Origin of the sequence: Streptomyces sp. NPDC101178, assembly GCF_044767965.1 — a bacterium.
Lineage (GTDB): Bacteria > Actinomycetota > Actinomycetes > Streptomycetales > Streptomycetaceae > Streptomyces.
On record NZ_JBIWOZ010000010.1, the window covers coordinates 25,372 to 48,141 of the forward strand.

The 22,770-nt window shown below is 72.0% G+C and carries 21 protein-coding genes; 7 read left to right on the forward strand and 14 right to left on the reverse strand.

Going from position 1 to position 22,770, the window contains the following annotated elements; all coding sequences use genetic code 11:
* Nucleotides 1-77: 77 nt before the first annotated feature.
* From ACIRR8_RS26625 to ACIRR8_RS26635, 3 genes are all read left to right on the forward strand, one after another.
* Entirely contained in the window at nt 78-935 is an 858-nt protein-coding gene (locus ACIRR8_RS26625; protein WP_404069490.1) for an AraC family transcriptional regulator, read from the forward strand.
* 96 nt (nt 936-1,031) lie between these two features.
* The gene (locus ACIRR8_RS26630) at nt 1,032-1,835 is read left to right on the forward strand and encodes an AzlC family ABC transporter permease (RefSeq protein WP_404069492.1); all 804 of its coding nucleotides are present in this window, start codon (nt 1,032-1,034) and stop codon (nt 1,833-1,835) included.
* A complete protein-coding gene (locus tag ACIRR8_RS26635; protein ID WP_359209534.1) occupies nt 1,832-2,137 on the forward strand; it encodes an AzlD domain-containing protein in 306 nt (101 codons plus the stop codon). Before ACIRR8_RS26630 ends, ACIRR8_RS26635 begins: the two co-directional genes overlap by 4 nt.
* Before the next feature lie 43 nt (nt 2,138-2,180).
* Here the strand turns inward: ACIRR8_RS26635 and ACIRR8_RS26640 are convergent, their stop codons facing one another.
* Nucleotides 2,181-3,098 carry a hypothetical protein gene (locus tag ACIRR8_RS26640; protein ID WP_404069494.1) on the reverse strand — a complete coding sequence of 306 codons (918 nt, stop codon included), beginning with the start codon at nt 3,096-3,098 and terminating at the stop codon, nt 2,181-2,183.
* Nucleotides 3,099-3,177: 79 nt separating this feature from the next.
* Here ACIRR8_RS26640 and ACIRR8_RS26645 point away from each other — a divergent pair, with 79 nt between their 5' ends.
* Together ACIRR8_RS26645 and ACIRR8_RS26650 are read left to right on the forward strand one after the other, a co-directional pair.
* On the forward strand, nt 3,178-3,372 hold the full coding sequence (locus ACIRR8_RS26645) for a DUF3046 domain-containing protein (protein ID WP_404069496.1): 195 nt from the start codon (nt 3,178-3,180) through the stop codon (nt 3,370-3,372).
* Nucleotides 3,373-3,523: 151 nt separating this feature from the next.
* Nucleotides 3,524-4,651, forward strand: a complete 1,128-nt coding sequence (locus tag ACIRR8_RS26650) for an AI-2E family transporter (protein ID WP_404069740.1) — start codon at nt 3,524-3,526, stop codon at nt 4,649-4,651.
* Nucleotides 4,652-4,658: 7 nt separating this feature from the next.
* On the opposite strand, the gene ACIRR8_RS26655 is transcribed toward ACIRR8_RS26650, so the two are convergent.
* From ACIRR8_RS26655 to ACIRR8_RS26680, 6 genes are all read right to left on the reverse strand, one after another.
* Nucleotides 4,659-5,447, reverse strand: a complete 789-nt coding sequence (locus ACIRR8_RS26655; protein WP_404069741.1) for a cytochrome d ubiquinol oxidase subunit II — start codon at nt 5,445-5,447, stop codon at nt 4,659-4,661.
* Entirely contained in the window at nt 5,444-6,778 is a 1,335-nt protein-coding gene (locus ACIRR8_RS26660) for a cytochrome ubiquinol oxidase subunit I (RefSeq protein WP_404069498.1), read from the reverse strand. Before ACIRR8_RS26660 ends, ACIRR8_RS26655 begins: the two co-directional genes overlap by 4 nt.
* Before the next feature lie 131 nt (nt 6,779-6,909).
* Nucleotides 6,910-7,575 carry a response regulator gene (locus ACIRR8_RS26665; protein WP_404069500.1) on the reverse strand — a complete coding sequence of 222 codons (666 nt, stop codon included), beginning with the start codon at nt 7,573-7,575 and terminating at the stop codon, nt 6,910-6,912.
* Entirely contained in the window at nt 7,572-8,768 is a 1,197-nt protein-coding gene (locus tag ACIRR8_RS26670; protein ID WP_404069502.1) for a sensor histidine kinase, read from the reverse strand. Before ACIRR8_RS26670 ends, ACIRR8_RS26665 begins: the two co-directional genes overlap by 4 nt.
* Before the next feature lie 191 nt (nt 8,769-8,959).
* Nucleotides 8,960-11,794: an ATP-binding protein gene (locus ACIRR8_RS26675; protein ID WP_404069504.1), complete on the reverse strand. Its 2,835-nt coding sequence runs from the start codon at nt 11,792-11,794 to the stop codon at nt 8,960-8,962.
* Nucleotides 11,795-12,036: 242 nt separating this feature from the next.
* Nucleotides 12,037-13,629 (reverse strand): S8 family peptidase, encoded by a 1,593-nt coding sequence (locus tag ACIRR8_RS26680; RefSeq protein WP_404069506.1) that lies wholly within the window; start codon nt 13,627-13,629, stop codon nt 12,037-12,039.
* A 472-nt stretch (nt 13,630-14,101) separates the two neighbouring features.
* Between ACIRR8_RS26680 and recA the strand changes: the two genes are divergently transcribed.
* A complete protein-coding gene (gene recA, locus ACIRR8_RS26685) occupies nt 14,102-15,232 on the forward strand; it encodes a recombinase RecA (protein ID WP_404069508.1) in 1,131 nt (376 codons plus the stop codon).
* Nucleotides 15,233-15,235: 3 nt separating this feature from the next.
* Nucleotides 15,236-16,015, forward strand: coding sequence for a recombination regulator RecX (recX, locus tag ACIRR8_RS26690; protein ID WP_404069510.1), 780 nt, complete (start codon nt 15,236-15,238; stop codon nt 16,013-16,015).
* Nucleotides 16,016-16,075: 60 nt separating this feature from the next.
* Here recX and ACIRR8_RS26695 read toward each other — a convergent pair whose 3' ends face one another.
* The 7 genes from ACIRR8_RS26695 to ACIRR8_RS26725 all read right to left on the reverse strand — a co-directional run bounded on the left by ACIRR8_RS26695 (nt 16,076) and on the right by ACIRR8_RS26725 (nt 22,767).
* Nucleotides 16,076-16,756: a hypothetical protein gene (locus ACIRR8_RS26695; RefSeq protein WP_404069512.1), complete on the reverse strand. Its 681-nt coding sequence runs from the start codon at nt 16,754-16,756 to the stop codon at nt 16,076-16,078.
* A 192-nt stretch (nt 16,757-16,948) separates the two neighbouring features.
* The gene (locus ACIRR8_RS26700; protein WP_404069743.1) at nt 16,949-17,392 is read right to left on the reverse strand and encodes a rhodanese-like domain-containing protein; all 444 of its coding nucleotides are present in this window, start codon (nt 17,390-17,392) and stop codon (nt 16,949-16,951) included.
* A 47-nt stretch (nt 17,393-17,439) separates the two neighbouring features.
* Nucleotides 17,440-18,051: a cysteine dioxygenase gene (locus ACIRR8_RS26705; RefSeq protein ID WP_404069514.1), complete on the reverse strand. Its 612-nt coding sequence runs from the start codon at nt 18,049-18,051 to the stop codon at nt 17,440-17,442.
* A 192-nt stretch (nt 18,052-18,243) separates the two neighbouring features.
* Nucleotides 18,244-19,944, reverse strand: a complete 1,701-nt coding sequence (locus tag ACIRR8_RS26710) for an FAD-dependent monooxygenase (RefSeq protein ID WP_404069516.1) — start codon at nt 19,942-19,944, stop codon at nt 18,244-18,246.
* Between the two features lie 166 nt (nt 19,945-20,110).
* Nucleotides 20,111-21,055 carry an amino acid ABC transporter permease gene (locus ACIRR8_RS26715; RefSeq protein WP_404069518.1) on the reverse strand — a complete coding sequence of 315 codons (945 nt, stop codon included), beginning with the start codon at nt 21,053-21,055 and terminating at the stop codon, nt 20,111-20,113.
* Nucleotides 21,052-21,699: an amino acid ABC transporter permease gene (locus ACIRR8_RS26720; RefSeq protein ID WP_404069520.1), complete on the reverse strand. Its 648-nt coding sequence runs from the start codon at nt 21,697-21,699 to the stop codon at nt 21,052-21,054. The genes ACIRR8_RS26715 and ACIRR8_RS26720 overlap by 4 nt, the downstream gene beginning before the upstream one ends.
* Before the next feature lie 144 nt (nt 21,700-21,843).
* Nucleotides 21,844-22,767: a glutamate ABC transporter substrate-binding protein gene (locus ACIRR8_RS26725; RefSeq protein WP_404069522.1), complete on the reverse strand. Its 924-nt coding sequence runs from the start codon at nt 22,765-22,767 to the stop codon at nt 21,844-21,846.
* Nucleotides 22,768-22,770: the final 3 nt, after the last annotated feature.

A 22,770-nucleotide genomic window follows, 5' to 3' on the forward strand; every position in this document is an offset into this window, starting at 1 on the left:
GACAACGGGCCTCCGACACCGCCCGGCAGCCTTGACTCGCCCTGCGACGCACGGCCGGGACCTGCGAGAATGTGGCCATGGCGGGAGCGGATCGGGCGACGGAGTGGGCGCGGCACTGGACGTACGCGGAGCTGCCCGACCTCGATCTCCTGCGCGCCCGGTACGTTCGCCACACCTTTCCCCGGCACAGCCACGAGGGGTACGTGTTCGGTGCCGTCACCGGCGGGGTGGAGGACGTGGGGCTGCCGGGCGGCACGGTCCACGCGATCCCCGGCACCGTCGTGATGATCAACCCTGAGGTGCCGCACACCGCCCGTCCGGGGCAGCCCGAAGGCTGGGCGTACGACACGCTCTATCCGTCGGCTCAGGCGATCAACGACATCGCGGCCGAGGTGACGCCCCTGCGCGGCACGGTGGGCTTCGCCGAAACCCGGGTGACCGACCCGTACGCCGCCCGGCTGATCACCCAGGTGCACCGGGCCGCCGAGGAGGGCAACGCGCTGGCCGCGGACAGTCTGCTGCGGGTCCTGGTAGCCCGCCTCCTCACCCGGCACGGCAGCTCACTCCCCGGCGCGACCCCCCGGGCGGGCGGCGCGCGGGACGCCGAGCGCGCCCGCCGCGCGCTGGAGGGCCGGATGGAGGCGCCGCCCACCCTGGAGGCGCTCGCCGCCGAGCTGGGCACGAGCCCGTTCGCTCTGCTGAGGGCCTTCAAGAAGGAGTACGGGATGCCGCCGCACACCTGGCTCACCGACGCCCGGGTCCGGCGGGCCCGGCGGATGCTCGACGCGGGCATCGCCCCTGCCGAGGCCGCGGCCGCCGTCGGCTTCACCGATCAGCCGCACCTCAATCGTCACTTCACCCGGATCGTCGGGGTGCCGCCCGGCGCGTACCAGCGCGAGCGAGGTATCCACCGGCGCGCGCGGGACGCCTCCTAGGACGCGTACGGAACTCCCTGGGGAAGACGCGGGGCGCAAGGGGGTGCGCAAGAACGTACAAGACCGGGCCGGGACCGTCCCCGTAACGTGCGGCGCGTGGCAGAACAGACAGCACCCCCAGAGAGCACCGTCGCGACCGGTGCCATAGCCGCCGGTCCGCCCGGCACCCCACCGCACAAGCCGGACGCGGCCGTCGTCCGGGACGCGCTCGCCGTCGGTGTCGCCGTAGGGCTCTCCGGTTTCGCCTTCGGCGTCACGGCCGCCGGCTCCGGGCTCAGCCTGCTCCAGATCTGCGCCCTGAGCCTCTTCGTCTTCACCGGCGCCTCGCAGTTCGCGCTGGTCGGCGCGTTGGCGGCGGGCGGCAATCCGTACACGGCGGCGGCCGGGGCGTTCTTCCTGGGTGTCCGCAACGCCTTCTACGGTCTGCGGCTCTCGCAGCTGCTGGCCCTTCCGCGCATGGCACGCCCCTTCGCGGCCCACTGGGTGATCGACGAGACGACCGCGGTGACGGTGGCGCAGCCCGACCGGCGGTCCGCGCGCCTGGGCTTCACGGTCACCGGGCTCACCCTCTACGCGCTGTGGAACCTCACCACCCTGGTGGGTGCGATGGGTGCCGAGGCGCTCGGCGACACCGAGGCCTGGGGTCTGGACGCGGCCAGCCCCGCCGTCTTCCTCGCGCTGCTCGCACCGATGCTCAGGAGCACCGTCGAACGCGTCACGGCGGGCGTCGCCGTGCTGCTGGCCCTGACACTGCTGCCCGTCCTGCCGGCCGGCGTACCGGTCCTGCTCTCCGCGCTCGCGGCGCCCGTCGTCCTCTTCCTGATGGGACGGCGCAAGCGCGGAGAGGACACGGCCTCGGAGAAGGAGACGGCGGAGAAGAAGGGCGGACAGGACTCATGAACGTCTGGATAGCGATCGGACTGACGGCGGTGGGCTGCTACCTCGCCAAGTACGCGGGCCTGCTGGTCCCCGCCGGAGTGCTGGAGCGGCCGCTCGTACGGCGGATGGCGGTCCTGCTGCCGGTGGCGCTGCTGGCGGCCCTCACCGCACAGCAGACCTTCGGCGACGGACAGCAGCTCGTCCTCGACGCCCGGGCCGCCGGACTCGCCGCCGCGGCGCTCGCGCTGGTCCTGCGCGCCCCCTTCCTGGTGGTCGTCGGCGCGGCCGTGGTGGTCACGGCAGGTGTCCGCGCCCTGGGCTGAGCCAGGCGCCTTCGTCAGCCGGCGGGCGGCCGACGGGCCTCGGTCAGGCCGCCGGCAGGCGTCCGTACGCCTGGAGCGTCTCCAGGGCCCTGAGCGTCACCAGCGGCCGCCCCTCCAGCGCGGTGCCCGGTGCCCACTGCCGCCAGTTGACCGGCCAGCCGCCGTCCTCCCGCTGCTCGGCCGCCAGATGGTCGAGCGAGCGCTCCAGCTCCTCGTCGGTGAACCAGCGGCGGGCCAGCGATCCCGGCGTACGGGCGTAGTCGTGCGGGAAGTGGTGCTCGCCGGGCGCGTAGCCCGGCGCCACCGGGTACTCCGCGCGCCGGGCCGGATTGAGCACCGCGAGCCGCTGTCCGCGCACCAGCCGGCCGAGCCGGTCCGCCGCCCGCTCGGCCCGGGCGCGGTCCGGCACCCCGTCCAGGAAGGCGATCGCGGCCTCGATCTCGTACGGATGCGACTGCTCCAGGGCGTCGACGGCGCTCCAGCAGAAGTCCGTGGCCCGGAACAGCCACGCGTGCCACACCTCGTTGCGGTGGAGCAGTCCGACGATCGGACCGGTCGCGAGCAGTTCGGCCGGCGGGTCGTCGACCACAGGGACGAACGGCGCGGCCGGATAGCCGCGCTGTGAAGGGAGCAGAGCGGGCAGCGCTCCTTCTTTTGTCGACACGTCGCTCAGATAGCGGCAGATCCGTTCCGCGCGCAGACCGTCGCAGCGGCCGATCGAGTCGAGGACAGCGAGCGCGTGGGCGGTGTGCAGCGGCTGGCTGACCGGGCCGCGGAGGTCGGGTTCCAGCGCGTGCGCGTAGCCGCCGTCCTCGTTCCGGTAGGCGGCGAGCGCCGTCTCGACGGGGCCCGGGGCGCCGTCGAGGAAACGGTGGGCGAACCTGCGCTGTTCGAGGACACGGGCGGTGAGCCAGATGAAGTGCTCGGCGCGGACGAGGGGATGTGCTCCGGTTCCAGCCATGGACCGACCGTAGAGGGGAAAGAGGCTCCGGCACATGCCCGGCGGACCCGTGCACTCTCAGGAGCGGGATACTGATGGCATGCGGTTGACGATTTTCTGGGAGCGGATGGCGGACCACTTCGGTGGTGCCTACGCGGACTCCTTCGCCCGTGACCATGTGATGGCCGAACTCGGCGGCCGTACGGTGCACCAGGCGCTGGACGCGGGCTGGGACGCGAAGGACGTCTGGCGCGCGGTCTGCACGGCCATGGACGTTCCCGCCGACAAGCGCTGACCTCCGCCGTTCCCCGGCCGGGGGACCGGTTGTCGGTGGCGTAGGCGAGACTTGTCCCGTGTCATCGACAGACGAGACCGCTCCGGCCCAGCCGTCCGACGCCCCGCCCGCCGGGCCTCCCGTGCCACCGTCCGGCCCGGGGCCCGCCCGCATGCCGGGCTGGCTGCCGCGCGCGATGGTCCTGGCCCTCGCGCTCTACGCCTGCTTCCAGCTCGGCAGCTGGGCGTTCGACCAGCTCATCGGGTTGCTGACCAATGTGCTGATCGCGTTCTTCCTCGCGCTCGCCATCGAGCCGGCGGTCGGCCGGATGGCGGCCCGCGGCATGCGCCGGGGGCTGGCCACGTTCATCGTCTTCATCGGACTGATGATCTTCAGCGCCGGGTTCGTCGTCCTGCTGGGGTCGATGCTCGCGGGCCAGATCGTCGACATGGTCGACGACTTCCCCAAGTACATCGACTCGGTGATCAACTGGGTCAACCACACCTTCCACACCGAGCTGTCGCGGGTCCAGGTCCAGGACAGTCTGCTGCACTCCGACTGGCTCCAGAAGTACGTCCAGAACAGCGCCTCAGGAGTGCTCGACGTCTCCACCACGGTCCTGGGCGGACTGTTCCGGCTGCTGACGATCTTCCTGTTCTCGTTCTACTTCGCGGCCGACGGCCCCCGGTTGCGGCGCGCCCTCTGCTCCGTACTGCCGCCGGCCCGGCAGACCGAGGTGCTGCGCGCCTGGGAGATCGCGGTCGACAAGACCGGCGGCTACCTCTACTCGCGCGGCCTGATGGCCCTGATCTCCGGCGTCGCGCACTACATCCTGCTGGTCGTCCTCGGCGTGCCCTACGCTCCGGCGCTCGCGGTCTGGGTGGGGCTCGTCTCGCAGTTCATCCCCACCATCGGTACGTATCTGGCGGGCGCCCTGCCGATGCTGATCGCGTTCACGGTCAACCCCTGGTACGCGCTGTGGGTGCTCGGGTTCGTCGTGGTCTACCAGCAGTTCGAGAACTACGTCCTCCAGCCCAAGCTGACCGCGAAGACCGTCGACATCCATCCGGCGGTCGCCTTCGGTTCGGTGGTCGCCGGAACAGCCCTGCTGGGAGCCGTCGGCGCGCTGATCGCCATCCCCGCCGTCGCCACGCTCCAGGCGTTCCTGGGGGCCTATGTGAAGCGGTACGACGTCACCGACGACCCCAGGGTGCACGGCGGACACCGACCGCGGCGCGGCGGGTCGGCCGTCTCCCGGATACGCCGGGCGCTCGGCGGCCCCGACCGGACGGGCGGCTAGAGCGGCGTCAGAGGTACGAAGGACGCGTCACACGGTGGCGGAAGGTGTGCCAGGTCCAGGCCTGGGCGGCGACCAGCAGCGGGCAGAACGCGAGCAGGACGGGGACGAGGAGGGTGAGCGTCGCCCGGTCCGCCGCGTGCGCCGCCGGACGGAGTGCCGGGCCCGCGAACAGCGGCAGGGCGGCCATCAGGACGGCTGTCAGCGCGAAGGACCGGCCCGCGCCGGTCCGCCCGACGAGCCGGTGCGCCCGGGCCCAGGGCCGCCCGGTCAGGCGCAGGGCCGCGAAGCCCAGACCGTGTGCGGCGAACAGTGCGGCGACGGCGAGCGCGGTCACGGCCCCGATCGGTGCCGCGGCCGTACGCTCCGGCGCACCCGCGAACAGTGCGGCCAGCAGCCACCCCCAGGCCAGCGCCACCACCCAGCTCCCGCACACCACAGCGCCGTCGCACCCCGCCCGCCACCGCCGCCCACCGCCCCGCCCGCGCAGCCACAGCCCGGCGTCCCGCACCATCCACCCGGCGACCAGCGGCACGAACACGGTGAACTGGGCGCTCAGCAGCTCGCCCTCCAGGACCGGGAAGCAGCCCACGAGCACGCCCGCTGCGGCCACCAGCCACACCTCGTTGCCCAGGAAGAACGGCGCGAAGGCGGCGATCACCAGGCGTCGTTCGCCCTCGTCCGCGCCCAGGTACGGCAGCAGCATGCCGGTGCCGATGTCCGCACCGGCGAGGACGAAGTAGCCGATGGCGAAGAAGGCGAGAAGGCAGACGGCCAGATGTCCACGGCGGCCCCTCAGTAGCGGGGGGTGAAGGGCGGCGGAGGTGCGGCGGGCCCGCCGGGACCCGGAGCGGCCGGGGCTTCCGGAGCAACGGGTACGGGATCCGCGGAGAGCCGATCGTCGTGGCCGAGTCCCGTCTCCACCGGCCCCAGGCGCGCGTGGCGCAGGAGCAGCCATCCGTTGACGACGGCCAGTGCCGCGAACAGCACGGTGAAGGTGATCAGCGAGGCGAGCATGGTGCCGTGGGAGTGGCGGGAGACCGCGTCCTCGGTCTTCAGCAGCCCGTACACCACCCAGGGCTGCCGCCCGGCCTCCCGGAAGACCCAGCCGCTGATCATCGCCAGGTAGGGCAGCGGAACGGCGGCCATCAGCACCACGTGCCAGAGCCGGAAGCGCACGACGGCCTTGCGGAAGCAGGCGAGCACGGTCCCGGCCAGGGAGGGGTACATCATCAGCGCGAACGCGAGCAGCATCACCAGGGCGCCGCCGCGCGTCCACACCTCGGAGGGCACGTAGTCGCCGGGGCCGAACCGGGCGACCATCTCCGCCTGGAGTTCGCGGATCTCCGCCGTCCTCCCGCTGAAGACGGCGGACTTCATCGGCTGCAGATCCGTCAGCGAGGCCAGCTGGACCCCGCCGAACCCCGCCGTGACCCACAGGGCGGGAAAGGAGACGAACACTCCGATGCGCAGACTCCGTACGAAGAACGCCACTTCGGGAGTGCGCCGGAAGAGGTGGTAGGCGCTGACGCCCGCCATGAAGAAGCCGGCTGTCAGCAGCGCGCCGCCCAGGATGTGACCGAAGGCCAGCAGAGCACTGGGGTTGGTGAGAAGCGCTCCGGCGTCCGCGAGGACCAGCGTGCCGTTCTCCGCGCGGTGGCCCACGGGGTTGTTGAGGAAGCCGTTGGAGACGAGGATCCAGTATGCCGACACGCAAGCGGTCAGGGCGACGACCCAGATCGTCGCCAGGTGGGTCCACCGGTTGAACCGGTGCCAGCCGAAGATCCACAGCCCCAGGAACGTCGACTCCACGAAGAACGCGACGATCGTCTCGACGGCCAGCGAGGCGCCGAAGACATTGCCCGCGTAGTGCGTCAGACCGCTCCAGCTCAGCCCGAACTGGAACTCCATCACCAGCCCGGTGATGATGCCGACCGCGTAGTTGATGACATACAGCTGCCCCCAGAACCGCACCATCCGTTGATGCGTTGCCTTACGGGTGACCGTGGCTGCTGTCTGGACGCAGGCCACCAGGAGGGCCATGCCCAGCGTCAGGGCGACGAAGAGGAAGTGACCCCCGGCGGTGAGGGCGAACTGCAGCCGCGCGAGGTCGAGCGATTCCGGATCCACGCAGGAAGCCTCGGTGCACTGTCCGGTGCCGCGCGTCGGCCCGGGGAGGGCAACGCGCCTACTACAGGAGTTGCGGCCGCGCTCGTGCGCGTACTACGGAAGTTGGCACCTCGGCCCGCGCTCGACCGCTCTCAGGCCAGCCAGCCGGGCGTGATCATGCCCGACTCGTAGGCGAGGATCACCAGCTGGGCCCGGTCGCGGACGCCGAGCTTCGTCATGATCCGGCTGACATGGGTCTTGGAGGTGGCGGGGCTGAGCACCAGCCGGGCGGCGATCTCGTCGTTGGAGAGCCCGGCCCCGACCAGCCCCATGACCTCGCGTTCCCGCTCGGTGAGGGCGTTCAGGCGCGGACCCGGCTCGGGCTGCTTCCGGCGGCTCGCGAACTCCGAGATCAGCCGCCGGGTCACGGCCGGGGCGATCAGGGCGTCGCCCCGCGCCACCACCCGTACGCCGTGCAGCAGTTCCATCGGCTCGGTGTCCTTGACCAGGAAGCCGGAGGCACCGGCGCGCAGGGCTCCGTAGACGTGGTCGTCCATGTCGAAGGTGGTCAGGATGATGACCCGGACGTCCGCCAGGCGCGGGTCGGTGGTGATGCGGCGGGTGGCCTCCAGGCCGTCGGTGCCGGGCATCCGGATGTCCATCAGGACCACGTCCGGGCGCTGTTCGCGGGCCAGGGCGAGGGACTGTTCGCCGTCGGCCGCCTCACCGACGACCTCGATGTCGTCCTCGTCGGACAGGATCGAGCGGAAGCCCGCCCGTACCAGGGTCTGGTCGTCGGCCAGCACTACGCGGATCATTCGGTCCCCTCGATCGGCAGCCGGGCGCTCACGACGAAGCCCTGTGCGGTGTTCCGCGCCGTCAGCTCGCCGCCGAAGGCCCTGGCACGCTCGGCCATGCCCCGGATGCCGCTGCCGGCCGGAGAGCCCTCCGGCGAGCCCTCTCCGTCGTCCTCGATCCGTACCCGTACGGCTCGTTCGTCGGTGTGGTCGACCGTCACCACCGCGCCGGTCGCCCGGGCGTGCCGGGTGACGTTGGTGAGCGACTCCTGCACGATCCGGTACGCCGCCAGATCGACCGGAGGCGGCAGCGGACGCCGTTCGCCCTCGGTGCGCAGGCGGACCTCGATGCCGGTGGCGCGGGCCCGTGCGACGAGTTCGTCGAGCCGGTCGAGCCCTGAGACGGGGGAGGTCGGGGCCGTCTCGTCGGGCTTCCGCAGCGCGCCGAGGGTGGAGCGCAGCTCGCGCAGCGCGTCCTTGCTGGTGGCCTTGACCGCCTTCAGGGCCTCCTCTGCGGCGGACAGGGCCGCGGCGGGCTCCGGGTTCTTGCTCAACTTGTGCAGGACCGCGCCCGACTGCACGTTGATCAGCGAAATGCTGTGTCCCAGGACGTCGTGCAGCTCCCGGGCGATGCGCAGCCGCTCCTCGGTCGCGCTCTGCTCGGCCCGCGCCTCCTGCTCCCGCTCCGCGGCCAGGGCCCGCTGCTCCACCTCGCCGAGATAGGCACCACGGGTCAACTGGGCCCGGCCCACGGCGACGAGGCTGACCAGCCAGCCCGCGAGCATGAACAGCGACATGTCGTCGATCTGCCGGTTGCCGTCGTGCTGGCGCGCCTCACCGAATCCGACGGCGATCAGAGTGGCCACGCCCAGGGCGACGGCGGCCGTGAACCGTCCCTCGGCGGCCGCCGTGTAGAGCGCGAGCGCGAACGTGACCATAAGAGGACCGTCGTACACGGACAGCGGGTAATAGACGACGCACACGGCCAGTGTCACGGTGGCCACGGCGACGGGTGCGCGGCGGCGGAAGTACAGGGCGGCGCAGCCCACCGCGATGAGCGCCCAGCCGATCACCGTACGGTTCACCGGCTCGCTCTCGTACCGCATGGTCAGCAGCGTCCAGACCACCACGAGCAGCGTGACGGCGGCGGTCACCCCGATGCCGGCCGTGCGCGCGGACAGGCCACCACCGCGTGGACCGGAAGGGAGGGACATGTCAGGAAGGATAGGCGCGGAGTACGGGACGGGGAGTGGGGGCGTTCCTCGGGTTCACGGCGGCGGAGAGCTGAGACGCGGGCGACGAGCGCCGCCCGTCCGGCGGGATCGGAGCCCGTAGCGGGGCACTGTCCGGCGAATCCGGTGCCGAAGAGGGTCGCCTATCGCCTTGACGTAGGGCACGCGTTCCGTCAGAGCCCGAGCTGCGAGCCGATCTCGGTACGGGACGACACGCCCAGCTTCCGCAGGGCACGCGCCACATGGTGCTCGACCGTCCGGTGCGAGAGGACCAGCTCGCGCGCGATCTCACGGTTCGAGAGGCCGAGCGCGGCCAGCCGCGCCACCGCCCGCTCGCGGGGCGAGAGGTGGTCGCCGTACCCCAGCGCGCCGGGTCTCCGCACGGTGACCTGGCCGTGTTCCCGCAGCCCGCGCTGACAGCGCAGCACATCCCATACGGCGTCGATGTCCTGGTAGGCCGCGATGGCCTCGTGCAGCACGGTACGGCCGCCCGCCGCTCCCGTGGCCAGCAGCCGCAGCCCCCAGGCCTCCCGGACGTAGGCGGCCTCGTAGGGTCGCTCCAAGGTGGTCCAGGAGTCCGTGGCGGCCGCGTACAGGCCGTCCGAGCCGCCGGACCCGGCCTGGAGGCCGGACGCCGTGGTGAGCAGCGCCCGGCAGGTCAGCAGGGCGGCCCGGGCGGCCGGCGCGTCCCGGCCGGTGATGCCGTCGGCCAGCTCCGCGACGAGGAGGTGCGCCTCACCGGCCCGGCCGTCCCGGACCAGCGCCTGAACGGCCGACGGCGCGAGGGCGCTCGCCCAGACCCACGCACCGGTACGGCGGACGTGGTGCAGCGCCCCCTCCACCGCCTGGACGGCCTGCGCGGGACGGTCGGCGGCCAGATGGACCCGCACCACGGCGGCCGCTGCGGAGGTCAGCACGATGCCGGTGTCCAGCGCGGTGGTGCGGACGGCCCGCTCCAGGAGGCGGCGCGCCACATCGGTCTGCCCCTTGGTGTGCAGGCGCAGCAGCCCGCAGACCAGCAGGGCCTCCGCGTGGAAGTCGGGTACGTCCCGGTACTGCTCCTCGGCGTGCTCGGCCCGCTCCAGCAGCCCCTCCCACCGGCCGCCCGTGAAGGCGGCGAGTATGTCCGTGGTCTCGACGAACGCTTCGAGGTACGGAGCGTGGTTCGTGCGGACGGCCTGCCACGCCCGGGCCTGGAAGGCGCGGGCACGTACCGGATGGCCGAGAGCGGTCGCGGCCCCCGCCAGATTGGCGTGCACCCGCGCCGCCGCCTCGCCGGTGAGGGCGTCGGGCAGATCGGCCACCGCGTCCCACGCCGACGGGTCGCCCATCAGGGCCAGGGCGGTGGCGCGATTGGCCAGCACGGCCGAGCGCAGGTCCTTCTCCTCGACCCGTGGCAGCAGCCGCTCCGCTTCGGCCAGGAGCCGCCGGTGCTCGCCGAGCGGCCAGCCCTTGAGGGAGGGGATCGCGATGATCGCCAGCGCCCGCGCGGCCTGCCCCGTCGACACGGCGAGCAGATCGGGAACGGCCCGCGCTATCTCCTCCAGCGCCTCCAGACCGGAACCCGACTGGTTGCGCAGCAACAGACCCAGGAGCAGCCGGATCTCACCGCTCGGCCCGGGACCGAGGGAACGCCGATCGAGCACCTCCCGCAGGGCGGCGGGCACCTGCGGGCCGGGCCTGGCGTTCAGCGCGACGCGGGCCAGCTTCAGGGCGATCCGGTCGCGGACGACGGCCGAGGGCCCGCCGCGCAAGGCGTCGAGATAGCCGTCCGTGGCCCCACCCGCGTCCCCGCCCCGGGCGGCGCGGTCCGCGGCCGCCTCCAGGAAGCGCACCGCCTCTGTGGAGAGGCCGGCGCACCGGTAGTGCTCGGCGATCCGCACCAGCGGAAGAGGACCGCCGTGCCGGGCGAGGGCGCGGGCCGCACGCAGGTGCAGTACAGGCCGTTCCGGCTCGGGGACCGCCTCGTACACAGCTCTGCGCGCCAGGCCGTACGGGAAGACATAGGCGCCGTCCACCGCCCGTACGACACCTTCGTCCAGCGCCATGGTGAGCGCACCGCGGGTCTCTCGCTCGCCCAGCCCCGCCACCGCTCCCAGCAGATGTACGGGCGCGAGGTCGCCGAGTACCGCTGCCGCGCCGGCCACCCGCCGCGCGTCCGGAGGCAGGTGGCGCAGCCGCTCCACGACCGCACGGCGCACGGAGGCGGGCAGCGGAGGCTCAGGCACCCGCGTTGTTCCGGCCGGGCGTGCCGTGGAGTCCGGCCACCGCCGGAGCACCTCCTCGATGACGTAAGGGAGACCCCCCGTCCACCCGTGCAGCCGGTCGGCGAACTCCTGAGGCACCGTCCGTACGCCGAGCAGCCCGGCGGCCATCACACCCGTCTCCGCCACCGTCAGCGGTGCCAGGTGTCTTTCCACCAGCGCCACATGAGGCGGCGGACGCAGCGGGAAAGGGAGCCCCCCGGGGACGGGCCGGCCGCGCACGGTGAGGACGAGTCCCAGCTCCGCCGGCGGGTCGGAGACGAGCGTACGCAGGAAGGCGGCCGTGTCCTCATCGGCCCATTGGACGTCCTCCACGGCCAGAACCGCGCTCCCCAGGGACGCGGTCAACGCGCACAGGGCCCGCAGAACGCGGTGCTGTCCGGTGCGCGGATCGTCTACGGGAGGCGGCGCGGGCGGCAGGAGCGCGGCGAGGTCGGGCAGCAGTCCGCGCAGTGCTCCGGTCACCGGTGGCAGGTCTTCCGGGCGGGGGCGGAAGCGGCTCAGCGCCTCCAGGAGTGGTGCGTACGGATAAGGGGCGTCCGATTCCCGGCAGCGGACCACCAGGGTGTCCGACGAGACTGTCGTGTCGAGGAGTTCGCGGACCAGCCGGCTCTTTCCCACGCCTGCCTCGCCGGTGATCACCACGACGGAGGGCCGTCGGCCGAGCTCCGGGCGGAGGCCGTCCAGGAGCGCGGAACGCCCGATGAAGGCACCTGGCAGGGGGATCGGCGGGTCGGCGTTCACGGCTTCCTTCCGGCCTCGCGGGAGCTTTTGCGCATGATGGCGCTTCGCGGCGGTGGGGCGAAAGAGGAGTGACGCCTGCGGCGCATGTGCGGGCGCCGCAGGCGTCCCCCCGACCGGCCGGTGAGGTTCGCGGAGAGGTCTCACCGGCCGGGTTCGCCGGGATCCAGCAGGGTTCGGGGCATGGATCGCCGGCGGTCCGGTGGGGTGTTACCGAAGGGCGCGGGTCAGAACTTCAGCGACCATCAGAACTTCAGCGACCAGGAGTTCAGCGTGCCGGTGTCGTTGACCCAGTTGTCGCTCACCCGCAGCTTCCAGGAGCCGTTGGCGGGCTTGGACGCGGCGTTCACGGTGAAGGTGCCGCGTACGTCGTCGGCGCTGTCGTTGGCGTTGTAGTCCTTCAGCCGGAAGACACCGCCGTCGGGTGCGACGAGGTCGACCCGCAGGTCACCGCGGAAGGTGTGCCGGATGTCGACCGTGACGGAGAGCGTCGCGGGCGCGTTGCCCGTGATGCCGCTCACGGTGATGGGGGACTCGACGGTCGCGTTGTCGCGGATCGGGTAGCCGGTGGTGTTCTCGAAGGTCCTGCCGGTGGGCGGAGGCGTGGTGTCGCCGTCGTTCGGGACGTACAGCAGACGGTTGGGCGACCCGGTCTTCGCGTCGGTGACCTTGTTCGGCGTGGCGTCGGCGATCAGCCGGTCGTGGACCTGCTTGGGCGTCCAGGACGGATTGGCGGAGAGGATGAGGGCCGCCGCGCCCGCCACGTGCGGGGAGGCCATGGAGGTGCCGCCGTCGGAGCGGGAGCCGGTGTCGTTGAGGTGGGAGGCGGAGACGATGTCGGAACCGGGGCCGAAGAGGTCCAGGCAGGTGCCGTGGTTGGAGGACTTGCCGCTCGGCCAGATCGACCGGGCGTCGCGGCTGTCGGTGGCGCCGACCGTCACCGCGCTCGGCACCGCCGCGGGCGAGGTGTTGCAGGCGTTGGCGCCGTCATTGCCCGCGGCGACGACATAGGTGACGCCGGAGGCGATCGACTTCGCCAGCGCGTCGTCCACCGAGGAGGTGCGCCCGCCGCCGATGCTCATGTTGGCGACGGCCGGCTTGACCGCGTTCTTCGTCACCCAGTCGATGCCGGCGAGCACCGGGGCCCAGGTGGAGCCGGAGGAGCCCTGGCAGTTCAGGACCCGGACGCCCACGAGCTTCACGGCCTTGGCCACGCCGTAGGTCGCACCGCCGACCGTGCCCGCCACATGGGTGCCGTGCCCGTTGCAGTCCTGGGCTATGGCGTCGTTGTCGATGAAGTCGTAGCCGTTGGCCGCGCGGCCGCCGAACTCCCGGTGCGAGGTGCGTATCCCGGTGTCGAGCACGTAGGCCGTCACGTCGGAGGCGGTGTTGGGGTACGTGAACTTCCGGTCGCCCGGCAGGTCACGCTGGTCGATGCGGTCCAGGCCCCAGGTCGGATCGTTCTGGGTGCCCAGGGCGTACGCGACTCCGTCGGCCTCCACCCGCGCGACGGAGGGGTCGGCGGCCAGCTTCCGGGCCTGCTCCTCGCCCACCTTCACGGAGAAGCCGCGCAGGGCGGCGGTGTAGGTGTGGCCTATCGTGCCGCCGTGCCGACCGGTGAGGGATCTCGCCACCTTGTCGACGTCGGCCCGCGCCACCGAGTCCTTGAAGGTGACGATGTACGAGCCCTTCACCGCGCCGGCCCGGTCGGCGCCCAGGATGCGCCCTTCGGTGGGTGGGGGCGTGGGTGCCGCCCCGGCCGTACCGGCACCGGCGATCAGTGCGCCGACCGCACACGCGGCAGCGGCGACACGCCACACCGCAGCTTGAGACACCATGCGATTCCTCCTGAGGGGTTGGCCGGGACCGGCTCCGGTCCCGGCTGGGCCCGCGCACGGCGAACACCGGGCACGGGCGAAGGAAGGGGCGCGGCGGAGGCTCCGGACGAATGCGACGTCGACCTCGTACGGCGGATGCCGATCTTGGGGGGCCGGCGGATGTACGAGGGGCGGAGCCACCGCCGCCTCAGGAAGAATCGAGCCCTGGGGGCAGGTCGAACAATGCGTAGGTGTACCCAACCGTTCCGGCGGCGTTCCGGCCCGGCCGGGCCCCGCCTCTCCGGCCGCCCGGCCCCGCGTGGTGCGCTTGACACCAAAATCGAACATCCATTCTCATGGATTTCGGCCGGGTTTTTCCGGGCCCGACCGTGGAGTTGTCCACAGGCCGGGAGGACGTCGAGGCCCATTGTCAGTGGCAGGGGTTAGCGTCTTTGACGTGAAGCGATCGACTCAAGCAAATCGGGTGGAACCCATGGCAGGAACCGACCGCGAGAAGGCGCTGGACGCCGCACTCGCACAGATTGAACGACAGTTCGGCAAGGGCGCGGTGATGCGCCTCGGTGAGCGGCCCAACGAGCCCATCGAGGTCATCCCCACGGGATCGACCGCCCTCGACGTCGCGCTCGGCGTCGGCGGCCTGCCGCGCGGCCGCGTGGTGGAGGTGTACGGACCGGAGTCCTCCGGTAAGACGACGCTGACGCTGCACGCCGTGGCGAACGCGCAGAGGCTCGGCGGCTCGGTGGCGTTCATCGACGCCGAGCACGCGCTGGACCCGGAGTACGCCAAGAAGCTCGGCGTCGACATCGACAGCCTCATCCTGTCCCAGCCGGACAACGGTGAGCAGGCCCTTGAGATCGTCGACATGCTGGTCCGCTCCGGCGCGCTGGACCTGATCGTCATCGACTCCGTCGCGGCCCTGGTGCCCCGTGCGGAGATCGAGGGCGAGATGGGTGACTCGCACGTGGGTCTCCAGGCCCGTCTGATGAGCCAGGCCCTCCGTAAGATCACCAGTGCGCTCAACCAGTCCAAGACCACGGCGATCTTCATCAACCAGCTCCGCGAGAAGATCGGCGTGATGTTCGGCTCGCCGGAGACCACGACCGGTGGACGGGCGCTGAAGTTCTACGCCTCGGTGCGGCTCGACATCCGCCGGATCGAGACGCTCAAGGACGGCACCGACGCCGTCGGCAACCGCACCCGCGTCAAGGTCGTCAAGAACAAGGTCGCGCCGCCCTTCAAGCAGGCCGAGTTCGACATCCTCTACGGCCAGGGCATCAGCCGCGAGGGCGGGCTGATCGACATGGGCGTGGAGCACGGCTTCGTCCGCAAGGCCGGCGCCTGGTACACGTACGAGGGCGACCAGCTCGGCCAGGGCAAGGAGAACGCCCGCAACTTCCTCAAGGACAACCCCGACCTCGCCAACGAGATCGAGAAGAAGATCCTGGAGAAGCTGGGTGTCGGGGTCCGGCCGGAGGCCGAGTCCGCCGAGCCGGCAGCGGAAGGAGCCGCGACCACGGGAGCGGCGGCGGACGGTGCGGCGAAGCCGGTGACCGCTTCGGCCACCAAGGCGAAGCCGGCCAAGACCGCGGCGGCCAAGAGCTAGGCCGTGACACGTCGTACGGAGTGGCCGGGCAGCCCGGCGGAGCCCGGAGACGGCCCCGGCGGCCCCGAATTCGTCGACGGGCCCACCGACGGGTCCGGCTACGAGCCGGGGACCGGTCGCGGGGCGCGGTCCGGGCGCCGCTCACGCGGGGGAGCGGAGACGGACGGCGGGTTCGGCGAAGGGGCGGGCCGCCGTGCCCGCTCCACCACCAGAAGCAGCGGTTCCCCCTCCTCGTCGAGGGCCGAGCAGGGGGAGCCGCGCGACCGGCGGGACAAGAGGGAGCCGCGCGATCCGGTCGAGCAGGCGCGCAACATCTGTCTGCGCCTGCTCACCGGGACGCCGCGCACGCGCAAGCAGCTGGCGGACGCCCTGCGTAAGCGGGAGATCCCGGACGAGGCGGCCGAGGAGGTCCTCGCACGCTTCGAGGACGTCGGGCTGATCGACGACGCGGCCTTCGCCGGGGCGTGGGTCGAGTCCCGGCACCACGGCCGGGGCCTCGCCCGCCGCGCCCTCGTCCGTGAGCTGCGGACGAAGGGCGTCGAGCCGTCGGTGATCGACGAGGCGGTCGGGCAGCTCGACGCGGACCAGGAGGAGGAGACGGCCCGGGAGCTGGTGGCCCGCAAGCTCCGCTCCACCCGCGGCCTGGACCGCGACAAACGACTGCGCCGCCTTGCCGGCATGCTCGCCCGCAAGGGGTACGGGGAGGGCATGGCCCTGCGGGTGGTGCGCCAGGCGCTGGAGGAGGAGGGCGAGGACACGGAGGGTCTGGACGAGCCGTTCTGAGGGGCGGGGCGGGACAGGATCTGTCGTCGGGATCTGTCGTCGTGCCGAGGTCGGCGGTGGTCAGTGTCCGGCTGCCGCCGCGCGGCGGGCGGCCGCGTCTACGAGGGCCAGCGCATCCGTCGCGGTGCGGCCCGGTGCGCGGTTCCACGGGCCGATCAGGCCGGGCCAGCCCTGGGAGCGGAGCTCGGTGATCAGCCAGGCGCCGGCTCGGTCCACGGTGGCGGTGGAGCCGTAGCCGAGCCGGTGCGCGGTGAGCAGCGCGCCACAGACGCAGCGGGCCCCACGGGCGTTGCGCAGCCGGTACGGGGTGTTCTGCCAGCCCCACTCGGCGAGGATCTGCCGGGCGTAGCCGAGGTGGACGGAGGGCCGCACATCGGTCTGGCCGACCCGTCGCCAGGCGTGGACGCGATCGGGCAGGACCGCACCCAGCCGGCCGGGGAGGGCGCGCTCGGCCGGAGCCGCCGCCGGCAGTGCCCGCAGCGTGTCTTCGATGAGCCGGTCGACGGGGATGGACAGCAGGCTCCGCCAGTCGGATGGATGGCCCGGTGCCTCGGCCGGGGGCCGCGGGTGAGCCGCCGCCGGGAGCTGAGCGCGGGCCGGTTCCGTACGGTCCGGCGGGGACGCCACGGGCTCGGGGGCAGTGTGCTCCCACCCCGAGACGATCCTCTGCCACGCCTGTGTGTCGTACAACTGGGAGGCCTGGGCGTCGAGCTGGTCGGGGGTGAGAGCAGGAATCGCCATAAGTACGCCATCTCCGTACATTTCGCCTCTGTATGAGGTGAATGTCGGTCGCGTACGGCGATCGCTCTACCGGAGTGTGGCGTTCGGGTGTGTCCCGCTCGGTGTCCCGCTCAGAAATGAGCCATGGGCACGAGTGAGGGAGGGGGCGGCCACGTCACGCCGGTGGCCGCCCCCTCCCTCACCGGCCCTGCATCAGCCGCCGTCGGCGCCCGGGGACACCGGAAGGCCCGCCGCGCGCCAGGCCTGGAAGCCGCCGATCAGGTCGGTGGTCCGGTGCAGCCCGAGCTGCCGCAGCGAAGCCACCGCGAGGCTGGACGCGTACCCCTCGTTGCAGATGACGACCACCGTGAGGTCGTGGCTCACCGCCTCGGCGGCGCGGTGGCTGCCCTGCGGGTCGAGCCGCCACTCCAGTTCGTTGCGCTCCACGACCAGCGCGCCGGGGATGAGCCCGTCCCGCTCCCTGAGCTCCGCGTACCGGATGTCCACCAGCAGTGCCCCGTCCGTCGCCGCCGCGGCAGCCTCGTGCGGGCCGATCCGCTCGTAACCGGCCCGGACCCGCTCCAGCAGCTCATCGATGCCGACCTGTTCCGTGGAGACCACCTGTTCCGTGGAGACCGCCCGTTCCGTGGAGACCACCTGTTCCCCGGCGTCCACGCGCTCCGCCCCGCCGCTCTCGTCGCCGCTCACTGCCAGTCCTCCGGGCTCTCGGTCTGCTCCAGCCGGAGCACGGCACCGGTCCGACTGAACCGGCGGATCCGTGGCAGCGGCGGGTAGTACGCGTGGACGGATACGGCGTGCACGCCGTCGGACTCGTTGAGGACCTCGTGCACGTGGTTCTGCCCGAAGGCCCGGCCCTGACCGGCCGCCAGCTCCCGTGAGCGGTCCACCCCTTCGTTCAGCTCCAGGGTCTTCCAGCCGTCGGTGGGCAGCCGCACGGCGAGCGAGTGCTCCTTGAGGGTGCCGGACGCGGTGGTGAAGGCGCCGACCGAGTCGGCGTGGTCGTGCCAGCCCGTCCCGGTCCCCGGCGGCCAGCCGATCAGCCACGCCTCGCTGCCGCCGGGACCGTCCAGCCGCACCCAGGTGCGGCCCTCCGGATCCAGCGGGAGGGAGGCGATGAGCGCCGTGTCCTCGGCGGTGCGGCGTACGAAGTCGAGCAGCTCCGCGACCGTGGGGCCCGAGGAGGCGGAGCGGGCCGAGCCGACCCGCGCGGAGACGGCGGGAGCGGAAGCCACCGCGGTGGCGGGAGAGGGTACGGAGGCGGCGGCCGTGGGCACGGCGGAGGAAGGGGAAGACACAGGGACCGTCCTGAGAGTTCGCGTGAGATCCCGGCCGTGCGGAGAGCGGCACGGACCGGCAGGGGAAGGCGATTCAGCAGGACGGGCGACACACGCAGCCCGCGTAAAGGAGCAGGTCCATATGGACCCTCCGCCACAGGCGCACATCGGTGTCGGTCATGATCTGGAGTACACCACGCGCGCCCATGACGGTCAATTGATCCTGGCGGTCCGATCGGCGTGAACCCGCTCGCGAGGCCCCGGAGCGCGCGCCGCCTGCGGCTTCTCGTCGCCGTCCTCGCCCTCCTCGGGAGAACCGGGACGGCCCGATGCCTCCGGCGCCCCGCCCAGCGCCGCCCGCGCCGCCGCGAACAGTTCCGCAGGCCGTACGCCGGCGAAGGCGGCCACCAGGTGACCGTCGGGCCGCACCAGCAGAACGGTGTGCGCCGACGCGCCCGGATAGCTCTCCGTGACCAGCAGTTCCGCCGTGGACGGCAGCGCCTCCACGGCCTCCACCAGGCGCGGCATGATCCCGGCGGTCAGCCAGTGCCGCCGGTCCCACACCCCGGTGCCGGGCGCCACCAGGATCACCAGCGGGTGGCCCCGCCCGAGCCGCTCGCGCAGCCGTACGGCGGTCCCGTCCGGTGCCGTCACCCGTACATCGGCGACCGGCGCACCGGGGGGCGTACCCACCGCGGTGTGCGCCTCGGCGTGCGGCGGTGCAAGGGGGGAGTGCGAGTACGAAGGGGGCGCACCGAGGGCTCCACGGCCCAGGTGGCCGTCGGCGAGCAGCGTGTCGTGGCCCCGGACCGCGCCCGGGACCAGCGTCCGCAGCCCGCCGCCGCCCCGCAGTATCGGCAGGGACTGGTCGGCGGCGCGCAGCCGGGCGGCCACGGCGGCCCGGCGTTCGGCCTGGTAGCTGTCGAGCAACGGGTCGGCGCCGCCGTGGTGCCAGGCGTGGGCGAGCTTCCAGGCCAGGTTTTCGGCGTCGCGGATCCCCTCGTCCAGCCCCTGCGTCCCGAGCGCTCCCAGCAGGTGCGCCGCGTCGCCCGCCAGGAAGGCCCGCCGCACCCGCCAACGCCGGGCCAGGCGGTGGTGGAGCGTGTGGACGCCGGTGTCGAGCAGCTCGTACGGCGGGGTCTCGCCGCACCAGCCGGCCAGGGTGTCCCGGATCCGGGCGATCAGGGCGTCCGGGGTGACCAGTTCGCCGCGCGGCGGCAGCAGCCAGTCCAGCCGCCAGACCCCGCCCGGCAGTGGCCGCGCGCAGACCTCGGCGCCTCCGTTGCGCCACGGCGGCTGCCGGTGCAGCACGGCCTCACCGGGCCAGGGCAGTTCGGCCCGGAGCGCGGCGACGGCGTGCCGCTCCACCGCCGTACGACCGGGAAACCTGATGTCCAGGAGCTTGCGTACGGTCGACCGGGCGCCGTCGCAGCCGACCAGATAGCTGCCGCGCCACCAGGTCGAACCGGGCCCTTTGGTGTGCACGGTGACGCCGTCGCGGTCCTGCTCCAGGGTGTCGAGGCGGCTGAGTTCCACCAGGTTCACCAGCGGCGCCGCTTCGACGGCCGTGCGCAGGGCGGAGGCCAGCGCGTGCTGCGGGATGTGCAGAGGGGAGGGCGGCGGAGCCTCCTCCGTACCGTCGTCGTCGGTGCCCAGCGGTACGTCGCGGATCAGCTGCTTCCGGCGCAAGGAGCGCCACCCGCTCCACCGCAGTCCGTCCTTCTCCAGGTCGGCGGCGCCGAGGCGCTGCACCAGGTCGGCGGTGTCCTCACGCAGCACGACCGTGCGGGCGAGACGTACTTCCTCCGGACCCGGCCCCTCGTCCAGGAGCACGCACGGGACGCCTTGGGCGGCGAGGGCCAGCGACAGCGTCAGACCGACGGGTCCGGCGCCGACGACGATCACCGGGTCCACGGTGCGTGCCCTCCGACCCGTACGGTCGTGCGAAATGCGGCAGAGGTAGCCGGGTGCGTGATCACAGAACGTATGCAACCCATTGGTGGTGCTTGCGTCAAGTGACCGAGGCAGCGACGCGTGCGCCGCTGCCTCGAATGCTTCCGCCGGGAGAGACCGGTGAGGGTCAGTCCTTCGACACTCCGGCCCCACCGGCACCGTCGATACCGGCGCCCGCGCCCCCTGCGCCCCCCGCATCCGGGCCGAACGTGCCGGCCGTCGCGTCGATGGTTCCGGGGGCCTGGACGGCCGGCGCCACCGCGATGCCGGTCTTGGCGCGGCGGCCGCGCTTCTCGATCCAGGTCGCCAGCGACGAGAGCAGCAGACAGAGCACGATGTAGATCGTGCCGATGACGGCGATCGTCGAGACGTACGGGTACTGGCCGTTCACCTGTGTGTTGGAGGCGATCAGACGCGCGGTCTGGAGCAGCTCCGGGTACAGGATGATGAAGCCGAGCGAGGTGTCCTTGAGGGTCACCACGAGCTGGCTGATGATCGTCGGCAGCATCGACCGGACGGCCTGCGGCATCAGCACGGTGACCATGACCTGCGTCTTGCGCATGCCGAGCGCGTACGCGGCCTCGCTCTGCCCCCGCGGGACGGCGTTGACGCCGGCGCGCAGCACCTCGGCCTGGACGCAGCCGTTGTAGATGGACAGGCCCGCCGCCAGCGCCCACATCGAGTAGTCCGTGAGGAAGCCGACCCAGATGGCGTAGATCGTGATCAGCAGCGGGAGCGAGCGGAACAGCTCGATGAAGGTGGTCGCCGCCCAGCGGACCGGCTTGTGGTCGGAGAGGCGGCCCACCGCGAGCAGTACGCCGAGGACGAGCGAGCCGACCGCCGCCAGGCCGAAGGCCTTGAGGGTGGCGACGAGGGCGTCGGCGATGTTCTGCCGGATGCCCGCGTAGTTGAAGATGTCCCACATCGCCGGGGCCAGGTGGCCCTTGTCGGCGAGGCGCATCAGGCTGACGGCGATCAGGGCCGCGATGGCGAGGGTGCCGACGACGGCGTAGATCCGGTTGCGGACGAGAGCCTTGGGGCCCGGGGCGTCGTAGAGAACGCTGGCGCTCATCGGGCGACCTCCATGCGACGCTCCAGCAGCCGGAAGAGGCCGCTGATGGTAAAGGTGACCACCAGGTAGCCGAGGGCCACCCAGATGAAGACGGGGACGATGTCGTAACCCTTGTCGCTCATCAGCTTCTGCCAGCCGAAGAGCTCGGCGACGCTGAAGGCACCGGCGATCGCGGAGTTCTTGGTGAGTGCGATGAAGATGCTGCTCAGCGGGGGGATGACGGTACGCGTCGCCTGCGGGAGCACCACGATGCTCAGGGTCTGGGAGAACGTCATGCCGATCGAGCGCGCGGCCTCGGCCTGGCCCAGCGGCACGGTGTTGATACCGGAGCGGACCGCCTCGCAGACGAACGCGGAGGTGTAGAAGCCGAGCGCCAGCGAGCCGAGCACGAAGGGGCTCATCCCCGGGAAGAGGATCTCCGGGACGACGAAGAAGAAGATCAGGAAGAGCAGCGTCAGCGGCGTGTTGCGCATCAGCGTCACCCAGGCGGTGCCGAAGAACCGCAGCGGTGGCACCGGCGAGACCCGGAACCCGGCGATGACGACACCGAGGACCAGGGCGATAACCGAGCTGACGGCGGTGATCGACACGGTTCCTATGAAGCCGTCGCGGAACTCTGGGAAATTGTCGAGCAGTACGTTCATGAGGTCTCCGCGTCGGCGGGCAGCGGCATCAGGGCAGGGGAAGGGGCGCCCCGTACGCCGCCGTGCCCCACAGGAGCGGCGGCTGCGTACGGGACGCCTGGGTCACACGTTCATCAGTGACGGGGCGTCGGCCGGGGGACGGCGTCAGTAGCGCTCGAGGGCCGGCGGCTCGACGTAGTCCGAGCCGGACAGGCCCAGCGTGGCCTCGTAGATCTTCTTGTACGTGCCGTCCTTGACGCGGTTCTCCAGCGAGTCGCTGATCGCGTCGCGCAGGACCTTGTCGTCCTTGTTCAGGCCGACGCCGTAGGGCTCGTCGGTGAACGGCTTGCCGACGACCTTGAGCTTGCCGGAGTTGGCGGCGGCGTAGCCCTTGAGGATCGAGTCGTCCGTGGTGACGGCGTCGACCTGCTTGGTCAGCAGCTGCTGCACGCAGTCGGAGTACTTGGCCAGCTCGACGACGCTCGCGCCGTACTCCGGCTTCTTGATCTCCTGGAGCGGCGTGGAACCGACGATCGAGCAGACCTTCTTGCCCTTCACCGACTCCTTGCCGGTGATGGAGTCGTCGTCCTTGCGGACCAGGAGGTCCGCGCCCGCCTTGTAGTACGGACCGGCGAAGCCGACCTGCTTCTTGCGCTCGTCGTTGATCGTGTACGTGCCGACGTAGTAGTCGACCTGGTTCTTGGAGATGGCCGTCTCACGGACACCGGAGTCGACCGTCTTCCACTCGATCTGCTCCTCCGAGAAGCCGAGGTCCGCCGCGATCATCCGGGCGAGCTCGATGTCGAAGCCGGAGCGCTCCTTGGTCGACTGGTCCTCGAAGCCGAGGAAGGGCTGGTCGGCCTTGGCGCCGATGATCAGCTTGCCGCGCTGCTTGGCCTTCTTGAAGACCGGCGAGTTCAGCGCGACGTCCTTGGCGACCTCGTACGTGGGGAGCTTGGGGGCCTCGGAGGAACCGGGCTGGGTGCCGCCCGGTTTGTCACCGGCGGAGCCCTCCTTGCCACCACACGCGGTCGCGGTCAGGGCGAGGACGGCGATGGCCGCGACGGCGGCCGACTTGCGGAGCTTCATGTG

What these genes read in the sequence shown, in the direction of transcription:
- ACIRR8_RS26665 (WP_404069500.1), bottom strand. Translation starts at nt 7,575, where the DNA reads ATGATCCGCGTAGTGCTGGCCGACGACCAGACCCTGGTACGGGCGGGC.
- ACIRR8_RS26720 (WP_404069520.1), bottom strand. Translation starts at nt 21,699, where the DNA reads ATGAACGTACTGCTCGACAATTTCCCAGAGTTCCGCGACGGCTTCATA.
- ACIRR8_RS26680 (WP_404069506.1), bottom strand. Translation starts at nt 13,629, where the DNA reads ATGGTGTCTCAAGCTGCGGTGTGGCGTGTCGCCGCTGCCGCGTGTGCG.
- ACIRR8_RS26695 (WP_404069512.1), bottom strand. Translation starts at nt 16,756, where the DNA reads ATGGCGATTCCTGCTCTCACCCCCGACCAGCTCGACGCCCAGGCCTCC.
- ACIRR8_RS26625 (WP_404069490.1), top strand. Translation starts at nt 78, where the DNA reads ATGGCGGGAGCGGATCGGGCGACGGAGTGGGCGCGGCACTGGACGTAC.
- ACIRR8_RS26640 (WP_404069494.1), bottom strand. Translation starts at nt 3,098, where the DNA reads ATGGCTGGAACCGGAGCACATCCCCTCGTCCGCGCCGAGCACTTCATC.
- ACIRR8_RS26645 (WP_404069496.1), top strand. Translation starts at nt 3,178, where the DNA reads ATGCGGTTGACGATTTTCTGGGAGCGGATGGCGGACCACTTCGGTGGT.
- recA (WP_404069508.1), top strand. Translation starts at nt 14,102, where the DNA reads ATGGCAGGAACCGACCGCGAGAAGGCGCTGGACGCCGCACTCGCACAG.
- ACIRR8_RS26635 (WP_359209534.1), top strand. Translation starts at nt 1,832, where the DNA reads ATGAACGTCTGGATAGCGATCGGACTGACGGCGGTGGGCTGCTACCTC.
- ACIRR8_RS26715 (WP_404069518.1), bottom strand. Translation starts at nt 21,055, where the DNA reads ATGAGCGCCAGCGTTCTCTACGACGCCCCGGGCCCCAAGGCTCTCGTC.
- ACIRR8_RS26725 (WP_404069522.1), bottom strand. Translation starts at nt 22,767, where the DNA reads ATGAAGCTCCGCAAGTCGGCCGCCGTCGCGGCCATCGCCGTCCTCGCC.
- ACIRR8_RS26670 (WP_404069502.1), bottom strand. Translation starts at nt 8,768, where the DNA reads ATGTCCCTCCCTTCCGGTCCACGCGGTGGTGGCCTGTCCGCGCGCACG.
- ACIRR8_RS26650 (WP_404069740.1), top strand. Translation starts at nt 3,524, where the DNA reads ATGCCGGGCTGGCTGCCGCGCGCGATGGTCCTGGCCCTCGCGCTCTAC.